At 33.9% G+C, this 12,415-nt stretch carries 10 protein-coding genes; 9 read left to right on the top strand and 1 reads right to left on the bottom strand.

Going from position 1 to position 12,415, the window contains the following annotated elements:
- The first annotated feature begins 182 nt into the window (after positions 1–182).
- The 8 genes from C8C76_RS14345 to C8C76_RS14305 all read left to right on the top strand — a co-directional run bounded on the left by C8C76_RS14345 (position 183) and on the right by C8C76_RS14305 (position 9,570).
- On the top strand, positions 183–2,129 hold the full coding sequence (locus C8C76_RS14345; protein ID WP_091404662.1) for a heavy metal translocating P-type ATPase: 1,947 nt from the start codon (positions 183–185) through the stop codon (positions 2,127–2,129).
- A gap of 125 nt (positions 2,130–2,254) precedes the next feature.
- Positions 2,255–3,655, top strand: a complete 1,401-nt coding sequence (locus C8C76_RS14340) for an ISLre2 family transposase (protein ID WP_091404659.1) — start codon at positions 2,255–2,257, stop codon at positions 3,653–3,655.
- A gap of 170 nt (positions 3,656–3,825) precedes the next feature.
- Positions 3,826–4,404, top strand: coding sequence for a TetR/AcrR family transcriptional regulator (locus tag C8C76_RS14335; RefSeq protein ID WP_032490934.1), 579 nt, complete (start codon positions 3,826–3,828; stop codon positions 4,402–4,404).
- 31 nt (positions 4,405–4,435) lie between these two features.
- Positions 4,436–4,879: a small multi-drug export protein gene (locus C8C76_RS14330; RefSeq protein ID WP_032490933.1), complete on the top strand. Its 444-nt coding sequence runs from the start codon at positions 4,436–4,438 to the stop codon at positions 4,877–4,879.
- Positions 4,880–5,031: 152 nt separating this feature from the next.
- Positions 5,032–6,351: an IS1380 family transposase gene (locus C8C76_RS14325; RefSeq protein ID WP_070466885.1), complete on the top strand. Its 1,320-nt coding sequence runs from the start codon at positions 5,032–5,034 to the stop codon at positions 6,349–6,351.
- A 276-nt stretch (positions 6,352–6,627) separates the two neighbouring features.
- Complete coding sequence (locus C8C76_RS14320; protein ID WP_070466883.1) at positions 6,628–6,972, top strand: ArsR/SmtB family transcription factor; 345 nt, start codon at positions 6,628–6,630, stop codon at positions 6,970–6,972.
- Between the two features lie 414 nt (positions 6,973–7,386).
- Entirely contained in the window at positions 7,387–8,709 is a 1,323-nt protein-coding gene (locus C8C76_RS14310) for an ISL3 family transposase (RefSeq protein WP_009384779.1), read from the top strand.
- Between the two features lie 261 nt (positions 8,710–8,970).
- Complete coding sequence (locus tag C8C76_RS14305; protein ID WP_108142829.1) at positions 8,971–9,570, top strand: nitroreductase family protein; 600 nt, start codon at positions 8,971–8,973, stop codon at positions 9,568–9,570.
- Between the two features lie 403 nt (positions 9,571–9,973).
- Here the strand turns inward: C8C76_RS14305 and C8C76_RS14300 are convergent, their stop codons facing one another.
- Entirely contained in the window at positions 9,974–10,168 is a 195-nt protein-coding gene (locus C8C76_RS14300; RefSeq protein ID WP_091404759.1) for a DUF2281 domain-containing protein, read from the bottom strand.
- A 133-nt stretch (positions 10,169–10,301) separates the two neighbouring features.
- Here C8C76_RS14300 and C8C76_RS14295 point away from each other — a divergent pair, with 133 nt between their 5' ends.
- Positions 10,302–12,383, top strand: a complete 2,082-nt coding sequence (locus C8C76_RS14295) for an SNF2-related protein (protein WP_108142827.1) — start codon at positions 10,302–10,304, stop codon at positions 12,381–12,383.
- The last annotated feature ends 32 nt before the right edge of the window (positions 12,384–12,415 follow it).

Genomic DNA, 12,415 nt, shown 5'->3' with positions numbered 1-12,415 from the left:
CTTTAATGTGCTTTCCTCTTTGTTTTGGGCTCATAATATTTTTATCCTTCTACAAATTTATCCACATTCCTGCAAAAGCATAATTTCCTATATATTAAAAAAAGACTAGATAATTCTAGTCTCAAAAAAACTTATTTTTTTATCTGTCTACTTGACAGGGGTCAGTTCAGGGGAACACAGAAATGAATACAAGGTGGTATAAACACCCAAGGACAATACTGTTGATTATTGCCGCAACCGTCACAGCATTTACACTGATTGCAGAAATTGGATTCGGTCTACCTGAAATGTGGGCGATTATTTTATATAGTATTGCAATTGTTGTTGGAGGGATCTATCCAGCAAGAAGTGCATGGGTTGAATTAAGAAATGGAAGTCCCTCCATTAATACATTGCATATTGCGGCAGTAATTGGAGCTATTTATCTAGGATTATGGGGAGAAGCTGCGGGGCTTGTCGTTATTTTCTCTTTAGGTGAATTAATGGAATCATACGCATCAGATAAAGCCAGAAATGCAATTAGAGCATTAGTTGAATTAGCCCCTAGTGAAGCAACAGTCATTCGAAATGGTCGTCAAATGCGTATATTGACAGAACAAGTGGAAATCAGAGATATCGTTCTGGTACGTCCCGGAGAAAAAATACCAGTTGATGGTGTAGTCACTAAAGGTTCAACTACAGTTGATCAAGCTTCCATTACTGGAGAGTCAATACCTGTATCAAAACAATTAGGAGATGAGGTATTTGCTTCAACATTAAATGAACGTGGTGCATTGGAAATAGAAGTGACTAAACTTGCTCAAGATACAACCCTAGCCCAAATTATTAAATTAGTAGAGGGCGCACAAATGAAAAAAGGGAAAGGACAGCGGTTCAGTGAGAAATTTGGTGCCATTTACACGCCAGCCATGTTTGTATTAGCGATCATTGTGGCTATTGTACCTCCCCTTTTCTTTGGTCAACCTTTTGATGAATGGTTATATAGAGCTTTAGTGGTACTAGTCGTTTCTTGTTCTTGTGGATTAGTACTGTCTGTGCCAGTCGCAGTCGTTACTGGCATTGGAACGGCAGCTCGAAGTGGAGTAATGGTTAAAGGCGGTATTTATATAGAATCAGCTGGTAGTACTCAAGTTGTGGCATTTGATAAAACAGGAACCTTGACAGTTGGAAAGCCTTCGGTCACGGATCTTGTAACGGTATCAGACCTTTCAAATAAGCAATTATTGGAGATTGCTGGTGCGCTTGAAAAACAATCCGAACATCCTTTAGCTGATGCGATTATGGAAGAAACATTAAACAAAAAGATTACAATTCCAGATGTAGAAGAATTCGATTCACTTACAGGTCGTGGGGCAAAAGGTAAGATTAACGGAAATAATTACTACATTGGAAATCCACGCTTGTTTAACGAATTAAAAGTAAACATAAATAAAGACCACGTCATGCAAATTGAAAAGCTGCAAGGACAAGGGAAAACTGTCATGCTCTTAGGAACTGCCAATGAAGTACTTGGGATGATTGCAGTAGCTGATAGACCCAAAGAAAATGCAAAACAAGCTATTCAAAGTTTGAAAGAAGCTGGTGTGAAAAAGGTTGTTATGCTAACAGGTGATAATAGACTAACAGGTGAAGCAATTGGTAAAGAACTTGGCGTTGATGAAGTAAGAGCAGAACTCCTTCCAGAAGATAAGATTAACGCAGTGAAAGAATTGCAAAAACAGTATGGGCAGGTAGCGATGGTAGGAGATGGTGTAAATGATGCACCAGCACTGGCTCAGGCTGATGTAGGTATTGCAATGGGAGTTCAAGGAACAGACGTTGCACTAGAGACAGCAGATATTGCTTTAATGCAGGATAATTTAGATCAACTAGTATATACACTAAAATTAAGTAAAAAGACAGTTTCTAAAATAGACCAAAATATTGCTATTTCGTTAGCGATAGTTGCGTTCCTTGTTGTGACTGCCTTGATCGGAGTCATGCCTCTTACATTAGGTTTAATTATAAATGAAGGAAGTGCCTTGATTATCATTGCAAACGCAATGTTCCTTCGTAGATATCAATGGAAAAAAGAAGGTATAAGAACTAAAAACAATGCAAGTGATATTCCATTGACTAATGTAGAATAATCCAAAGAACTATGTGTAAAATAGTTGTCGGAAAGTAAAATAGTAGGGTAAGAAATTAAAGTAGACAAAAAGGAAGAAGACCCTTAATCTAGAGATAACCACAAATCCAGAAAAGAGGTCTTCTTATGAATCAAATTATAGCAGAAATTGCCAGTATATTAAAGGATTCTGAAACATTATTAGACAGTGAAATACGATTAGATCAATACCTTCCAAAAGTCATGTGTGAGCTGGTTTCCAAAGCAATCGAGATGATTGATTTGGAATTAATTCATACTTATAAAGAAAAAGGATACGATATACAGAAAACAATGAAACGTACCGTTCAGTTCTCATACGGGGCTGTTGAGATTAGGCGACGACGCATGAGAAAAGATGGCGAAAAAAGCATTGTACCATTAGATGAAGCCATCGGCTTAGAAGAGTATATTCGCTATTCACCTTTAGTTGAAATGAAAGCCGCTAAGGTTGCCTCCGATGGTGTGTATCGCAAGGCGGCTGATGCCATTAACCTCTTAACTCCGCTTCAAGTAAGTCATACAACCGTTCATAAAATGGTTCAAAAAACAGGTGAGAAAGTTCAAAAATGGACGGATGAAGCTCCGAGTCATATTGAAACACCCCAAAAAGAAAAAAGGAAAGTGCCTGTGCTGTTTATTGAAGGCGACGGGTTATTACTAAAAGGAAGAGGCGAGAAAAATCCTGAGCTTCATCGTGTTCAATTTCATGAAGGTGTGACGTACGTAGGAAAACAAAAGCGACCAGTCCTTATTGGATCCCAAGTTTTTGAAAGTACAGTATCTAGTAAAGAAGCCTTTAAACGAGCTGGGCAGTGGTTAGAAGCGATGTATGATATTCGGGAAACAATCATCGTATCCAACAGTGATGGCGGCAGCGGGTATGAAAAAGATAAATTTGAGCAGATTATTGGAAAATGCAAAAAGCATGAACACTTTAGAGATCCCTACCATGTGAATGAAAAAATAAACCAACGGTTAAGTTTTGATAAGCCTATGATTATTGAAATGAGAAAAGCTGTGAGTGCCTATGATAAAGAACGTGTTCTTAGCGTATTGGCGACGACAGAAAGTCGCATAGAAGATGAAGAAACAAGAACTGAGAAAGAAGAGCATCTCCGTCTATTAGGGGCTTATTTAGAACGCAATTGGGAAAGTATTTGTCCCTTGAAAATGCGAGACTTACCTGTCCAAAATGGAATAGGTATTTGTGAAAGTAATCATCGTCCCTACAGTTACCGTATGAAACGCCAAGGGCGTGGATTTTCAGCCAAAGGAGCTGGAAACTTAGCTTCCATTATTTCAGCTCGTAAAAACGGAACTCTTTTAGAAGCTTTGAGAGCGGAACTACCTGCATTTGAACAAACCATTGTCCCTGAATTTAAAGGGGCTGTTAGAGCTGTTTTGAAAAAGATTCATCGTCCTTCTATAGGGGTTAAAATGGGTGAAATAGCTAATTATAGTTCCACATCAAGTCCAATGGGACAACTGAAGAAAATGTTTGGGTAACGAAACACACAGAATGAGCAATTTTAATATTAAAATTGAAGAGTTACCATCTCTAGAGAAAAGTTTCCGCCAAAGTATTGACACATACAAATCACCACTATTACTTGACAAATGGAATCACCTAGTATAAAATACTAACTACCGGTAGTTAGTATTAAGGATGGTGAATTATGAAAACAAAAGATTTAATTATTGAAGAATTTATAAAATCCTTTGGTGAAAATGGATTTGAAGGAACTTCTGTTGACTATCTAGCAAAGCAAGTTGGCATAAAGAAAGGTTCTATTTATACCCACTATAGTGGAAAAAATGAAATATTTACTATTGCCTGTGAAAAAATACTAGATAAATGTATCGTTGCTATAAAACAATTGCTTGAAGTAGAGAGGGATAAACCATTAGATGAACAACTTTTTATTTTGCTTAAAACTGTCTGTCTAGAAAGTGATTTTTTAACCGCTGATGAGATAGCTTTCAGCAAGCGCGTTGCAATTTTATCTAGCAGTGAATTGTTGTCGCTTGTAGATAAATTATTAGCAAAATATGATAATTTTATTGACGACACAGTATCACGAATTTTTATTGATTGTGCTAAACAAAAAATGTTGGCAGAAGAAGAGATAACGTCTGCCATAAGTGTATATCGTATGTTGTTGGAAAACTTATATATTGATTCATTAGCAAATCAAAATTGTAATGAAAAATTGAATCATTTATGGAGATATTTTTGGAAAGGTGTTTGCAGTTAAAAATTAAATAAACTTGATTGGAGGTTTAATTTTGGAAATTATTAAGTATATTGGAGCAGCATTTTCAACTTGGTTCATAGGTTTTTTTCCTTATTTTGAAATTTATATTGCAATACCTGCAGGTTTTGCAGCCGGGCTAAATTGGTTTGACGCTTTTTTATGGGCTTCACTAGGAAATTGGATGGTTATTCCGTTTGTGGATATATGCTATGAATGGTTAATGAAATTTAATTTCATGAAAAAAATCATGGAAAAAAGTCTAAATGGAAAATGGGAGAATCGCATAGAAAAGCATGGTGCATGGGTTATACTTTTGTTAACTCCTTTAGCAGGTGTTTGGACAATAGGTGTTATTGCTAAAGCACTAAAGTTTAATCGAGCAAAACTTTGGATATATAGTGCAACTAGTGTTGGGATTACTGGATTAATTATTACGATATTAATTATAAATGGAATTACCCTGAATAATTCATAGTACCTTGTCAGAACAGGCATTTATCCCGCTTTGATAAGGTTTATCACTCTATTCCTTCTTCACCCGTTGGGTGAAGAAAAAAATATACAAAAAGAGCACACTCTATGTTATTGTAAAGTCGATCAAAACAACAAAAACAAGAGGTGTGCTCAATGTCAACTTTACAAGAAAAGCAACTACAATTCAATCCCCATTTGGTTATGTCAAACGATGGCGGTCAATTATCCAATGATTCCGGTCTCCTTTTACTCTTTGAATTTTTTCATAAGATCAAGTTCAAAGAGCTGGTTAACGAGTTATTGCATATTGACGATTCAAGAAACTATTGTACACATGACTATATTGATTTATTTATGCAGGTTCTTGTGCAGTTAATAGCCGGTTACTCAACGGATTCTTCAGCCAATTGGCTACGTCACGATCCAGTTTTTCAGCAGGGGCTAAATAAAACGACCTTAGGTTCACAGTCGATGGTTTCTCGTTTTATTCATCAACTGTCGGAGGAGAATATCGTTCAACTTCAATCAATTGCCAAGGCATTGACCACTATCTATATCGGCCAAAAAAATACACAGCATATGATCATTGACGTGGATTCTACTCACTCAGACACCTTCGGAAAACAAGAACAGACTGATTTCAATACTCACTACGGAACAACGGGTTATCATCCCTTAGTGGCTTTTGATGGACTGACTGGTCTGTTTCTGGGTGCCGAACTTCGTCCGGGCAATGTGTACACGTCTAACAATGCAGAAGTCTTTTTAGCAGACATCATCTCTCAACACAAACAGCACTCATGCGATATGTTTTTAACTGTCCGAGGGGACAGTGGCTTTGCCAAACCTGAGATCTATGAGTTATGCGAGCAAGAAAAAGTGAAGTATATTATTCGTTTAAAAGTCAATGCACGACTGAAGAACATGGCTCAACAAAAGGTCCTTTACGGACCAGATACAGACTTTACACATAAAGAATCACAGTATTTCAAGATTGATTATCAAGCTAAATCTTGGGAAACGGTTCGTAAAGTAGCTGTAAAGGCCACTCGAGAAGCTGGCGAACTCTTATTTACGACGTTTGAGTTTATCGTATCAAATTTCGTTGATATACCTGCCCAAACAGTGTACAAGCTCTACCAAAAGAGAGGGACAATGGAAAATTATATCAAAGAAATCAAACATGGTTTTTCCTTCGACAAGACCGATAGTTCAACGTTTCTTGCGAATCAGGCTCGCATGATGATGAGTTGTATTGCCTATACAGTCATTCATTTGATGAAAGAGCTAACATTCCCAGATAAAGAGAAAAAATCAACGGTGGCGACTATTCGGTTTAAAGTTTTCCACATTGCTGGAAGGCTGACACGACATGCGCGTAAAATAAAAGTCCGCTTGTCCACAGGTTACGTTTTCTCTTCACTGTTCTGGACAATATTGGAGAATATTCAACAGCTGGTTCTGTTGCATTAGCTACTCCAGAAGATCATATTAATTTTTTGACGATTGTAAGACCAAGGGGTCTTTATACTCTTTTTTCCATCTTTTTGTTTTCGATCTAATCGAGAAGGATATAAAGTGGCATGATAGACAGTTAATACTTAAAAATGTCTAAAAAAGCAGTGAGTTTAATAGAAATAGTTATCCACATTTAGAGGTATGAATAATTCAGGATTACTCCAAAGAAATGCAATTTGACATATGAATAATTACACTATATATTGTAATTGTGAAATGGAGGAGGAAATAATGGAAGAAAATTGTTATACACCTAAACCTCAGCTAACGGATCGTCCTTTGTTGGATATAGATTATGCGGAGGGATTGAGCGAAACGTTTAAAATCCTTTCAAACGGCACGAGGCTTCGGATATTACACGCAGTGAATCGAACACCAAACATATCCGTTACTGAGTTGGCTGAACAACTCGAAATGAAACCTCAAGCCATCTCTAACCAACTTCAACGATTAGATGATAAGGGCATTGTTCGTTCGTCTCGTGAGGGAAATTTTATTCGGTATCGAGTTGTTGATCTTTGTGTAACCAGCCTTTTACACGAAGGATGGTGCCTAACAGAAGATTTACCAAAATAGGAGGAGATTCAAAGTGGAAAAATGTGCACGCTCTAACTGTAATTGTCTTATTGGTGAGAACAAAGTAGAGGTTGATGGAAAAGTTTATTGTAATCAAGAATGTGCAGATCATTGTACTGATGAAGTTTGCGAGTGCAAAGATTGTAGCTGTGCAACTGCATAATTGAATAATAATGAAGGTTATCCTGTGCAACTATAGGATAACCTTTTTTGTACATAGGCTATCCAACGATAGGGTGCATTATTTAATGCAAACTCTACAAAAGGAATTTTCCAAACTATTTTCCTATCACCTATTGTATATGCTTTATGGGATGTTCTAAGAGCATTTGTGGTCACAAAAAATATTTAACAATTTTAATTTTGATATCAAATCTATACTTGAAAAACACGGAGTAGTAAAGGATGAACAATATGTCAGACTTATTATTACTACCAGATCTTAAAACAATAGAACCACCACAAGAAAATGAATCCGACATGATGTTTAAAGTGGAAGCAACTTTTCCACCAGTACGTTGCCCTCAATGTGGCTTTGACAGGCTATATAAACATACATCAAGAAAGCAACTAATCATGGATCTGCCTATTCGTTTAAAGCGAGTAGGATTACAATTAAACCGCAGACGTTATAAATGTCGTGAATGTGGCACAACTTTTTGGGAACGCCTTATATCCATTGACGAAAAGCGTAGTATGACTAAAAGGCTTATAAGGTCTATTGAAGAACAATCTCTGTCTAAGACCTTCGTAGACGTAGCTGAAAGTGTTGGTGTAGACGAGAAAACTGTTAGGAACATCTTTAAAGACTATGTGGCATTAAAAGAACGTGAATATCAGTTTGAAACTCCTAAATGGCTTGGTATTGACGAAATACACATTATCAAGAAACCTCGTCTTGTATTGACCAATGTAGAACGTAGAACTATATATGACATAAAACCCAATCGTAACAAAGATACGGTCATTCAACGCCTTTCTGAAATTAAAGACAATACATATATCGAATATGTCACAATGGATATGTGGAAGCCCTACAAAGACGCAGTTAATACAGTTATACCTCACGCTAAAGTAGTTGTAGATAAGTTTCATGTAGTCCGAATGGCTAATCAAGCCTTGGATAGTGTTAGGAAGTCTCTTAAAGCCAATATGACAGCCAAAGAAAGTCGTACCCTTATGCGTGAGAGGTATATCCTTCTTAAACGAAAGCATGACTTGAATGAACGAGATTCATTCCTTTTGGATACTTGGTTAAGTAATTTACCTGAACTAAAAGAAGCCTACGAACTTAAAGAAGAGTTCTACTTGATATGGGATACAGATGACCTTGAGCAAGCCAAAGATCGTTACAGGTATTGGAGACAATGCTGTTTATCCAGCAACTCTAAAAACGCCTATAAAGACCTATTAAGAGCCGTAGACAACTGGCAGGATGAAATCTTCAATTACTTTGATAAAAGGCTCACTAACGCTTATACAGAGTCTATAAATAGCATCATTAGGCAAGTAGAACGAATGGGTAGAGGGTACTCATTTGAAGCCTTACGAGCTAAAATAATTTTTAATGAAAAGCTCCATAAAAAGAGGAAGCCACGATTTAATTCAAGTGCATTCAGCAAAGCTATGTTATACGATAGTTTCAATTCGTATCAAATAACAGACCGAGACAAAACAGGCAACTATGGTGTAGATTTTTCCACACTTATTAAGAAATTGGAAAAGAGTAACTTATAGGCCCTTTTCCACCATAAAATCCGAATACCCTAAACTTATTAAAAAAGGTTATATAAAAAGAGAAAGATGCAATGAAGATAAAAGAATATATTATGTTGATTTAACTGAAGAAGGTAGAATTTTTATAGAAAAAGTTTTTAAAGAACACGAAAAATATTTATCAAAACTTTTTCAAGAAATAGATAACAATGATAAAAAAGATTTAATTGAAAAATTAAATTTATTTGAAAATGTTGCTAAACAATACAAGGAGTGATAATTGTGGTAAAAGATTTTTATACAGCTATTGAAAAGAGAAGAAGTAGATATTCTATAACAAATGAATCAACGATTTCAGATGAAAAAATAAAAAATATTATAGAATACGCTTTGAAACATACCCCTTTTGCATTTAATGCTCATAATGGAAGAGCAATTTTGTTATTAGGTGAAAATCATGACAAGTTATGGGATATCACAAAAGAAGAATTAAGAAAGATAGTTCCAGAGGAAAACTTCCAAGACACTAGCGATAAAATAGATTCGTTTAAAAATGGATATGGGACTATATTATTTTTTGAAGATACAAAAGTAGTAAAATCACTTCAAAAAGACTTCCCTTTGTACAAAGATAATTTCCCTGTTTGGTCATTACAATCATCTGGAATGCTCCAATATAATGTTTGGACATCCTTATCAATAGAAGGACTTGGGGCATCTCTTCAACACTATAGTGAAGTTATAGAAAATAGAGTAAAAAAAGAATGGGAAATTCCTTCTAATTGGAAAATGATTGCACAGATGCCTTTTGGAAAACCAGCCAACGAACCACCTGAAAAAGAATTTGCTGATATTGATAAATTTTTTAAATTATATGATTAAATAGCTCTATAAAATGATAGTTTTTAATTTAAAAACCAAATAATATGTATTGAATTTCATAAAAAAAGTGCCTGCGAAAGCAGGCACTTATAATTTATCGAAAATTACTCAGGGAATTTGGGGTGATTAAAAGTTTCTCATTAATTCAGCAGCAACGTTAGAATATTGGTTCATGATGTTTTCATTTGCACTAGGTATTTTGTTATTTCTTTTAGTCATAATAACTCCTCCTTAGAAGTAAGTATTTATATTTTCACTACTATTATAGTTCGTGAAGTAAACCTTATGTCAACAGTAAAAACATAGTAATTTATGTAAAGCTTCAATTAAATATGGGGTGCACTCCACTAATTATTTTGTAACATAAAAAAATAACGCCCACTAAGGGCGTTATAGAATTAATTTATAAATTTTTCCAAGCTTCATCTTCTTCCTTTGTTAGCCAATCTTTTGCAAGGCTTTTTTCGCTTGCTTTTGTAATATCTTGAATTTTATTGTGTTTTTTAAACATTATAAAATCTATATAATCGGAGATTTCTTCTAACGTATTTTCTGGTAATTTATCTATTTTTTCTTTTAATTCTTTTTTATCAACCATAATGCCACCTCCATCAAAATTATATCATTTTTTAATAAATAGTATTATAAATTATTCATATATCAATTGATTAATTTATTTACATCAATTTGTTGTATAATCAAAGTAAATAATATGTCTATGAGGTGGTCAGATGAATAACACCAGCAATATAATCGATAACAAAAATCAAAAGATGTGGGAGTATTTAAAAGATAATATTGAAGAGGGATCAAAATTGTCCATAGTATCAGCATATTTTACGATTTATGCTTATTATGAGTTGAAAGAAAAATTTGATGATATAGAAAGTTTAAACTTTTTATTTGGAGAGCCAAGTTTTATAAAAAACATGGATTTGGACCAAATGCAATCAAAAGAATTTACTATTGAAGATAATTCTACTAATATAACAATAAAAAACAGACTAAAACAAAAAAAGGTTGCAAAAGAATGTGCAAAATGGATAGAAGAGAAAGTAAATATAAAATCAATGGTAAAACCCAATTTTTTACATGGGAAAATGTATCATATCGAAAAACCAGGAAGAGACCCAAGAGCAATTACAGGCAGTTCAAATTTCACTTACAGTGGTTTGGGTTTTAAAAATAGTCACAACATAGAATTAAATGTATATCTTTCAGATCAAAGAGACGTTAATGAATCTAAAAAGTGGTTTGATTCCATTTGGAATGATAACACAGGATTAGTCGAAGATGTAAAATACCAGGTACTAGAATATTTAAATAAATTATATAAAGATAACAGTCCTGAAATAGTTTATTTATTCACACTATACAAAATTTTTGAAGAATATGTTGAAAATCAGGAAAAATATACTCAACAAGAAGATTTTCAAGAAACAAAAATCTGGAATATGCTATATGATTTTCAAAAAGATGGAGTTAAAGCAGCCATAAGTAAAATAGAAAAGCATAATGGATGTATTCTTGCAGATAGTGTGGGGTTGGGAAAAACATTTGAAGCTTTGGCGGTTATAAAATATTATGAAATGAAAAATGACAGAGTTTTAGTTTTATGCCCAAAAAGGCTATATGAAAATTGGAACACATATAAAGGAACCGTGGATGACAATATATTGATTGAAGACAAATTCTATTATGACATATTCTTTCATACAGACTTGTCTAGAGATAAAGGTAGAGCGGCTAATGGGTATTTTTTAGAAAAAATAAATTGGGAAAGATATGATTTAGTAGTAATAGACGAATCTCACAATTTTAGAAACAACAGAGCTATAAAAAATAGAGTAACAAGATACGAAAAATTAATGAATAAAATAATTAAAGCTGGACAAAACACAAAAGTGTTAATGTTAACAGCTACTCCAATAAACAATGATCTAAGTGATTTGCATAATCAAATCAACTTTATTACAAAAGAAGATGATCAAGCTTTAAACAAGCAGAATATTGATAGAATATCTTCAGTAGTAAAAAGAGCACAAAGAAACTTTGATAAATGGGCTGAAGAAAAAAACAACGGTTCAAAAATAAATCTTGTTGAAGAAATGGATTCCGACTTTTTTAGATTATTGGATGAATATACCATATCAAGGTCGAGAAAACATATAAAAAAATATTATGATATCAATAAAATAGGTAAATTTCCAAAAAGATTAAAACCTATATCAATATACTCTGAATTGGATACATCTAATCAAGTCATGAATTATGAACATCTTAACAATAAGATATTAGAAATGGATTTGAGTATATATTATCCTTCAAATTTTGTTAGAAAATTAAGCCAAGAAGAATACGCAGAAAAACATGATACCATAGTAAAAGGGGGTACAGGTATACTAAGTCAAGCAGATAGAGAGCAAAATTTAATACTGATGCTTAAAACTAATTATTTAAAAAGATTAGAAAGTTCAGTACATTCTTTTAGGCTAACCTTTGAAAGGTTGGCGAAAAAGCATGAAAATCTAATAAACAAGATTGAAAATTACAAGGAAAATAGAGAAGAATATAAAGAAATAGATTTAGATTTGAATAAAGAAGAATATTCTGAAGAAGAAATGGATTTATTGATTGAGGGTAAAATAAACTTCAATCTAAAAGAAATGAGAGCTTCTGAGTGGCTTGAAAAAATAAAAAGAGACTATAAAGTTATCAAAGAATTACTAAAAGAAGCTAACAAGATTAACTATTTGTTGTATACTAAAATTACCGGGAATTGCAAAGTAGTATTCCCGAAAGTTGCAAACTAAAATTCCCTATTATTGCAGAATAAAAAAGTCAT

This window comes from Halanaerobium saccharolyticum, assembly GCF_003053565.1.
GTDB lineage: Bacteria > Bacillota > Halanaerobiia > Halanaerobiales > Halanaerobiaceae > Halanaerobium > Halanaerobium saccharolyticum_B.
The sequence above is the reverse complement of the archived record's forward strand: the minus strand, read 5'-3'. Positions and strand labels throughout refer to the sequence as shown.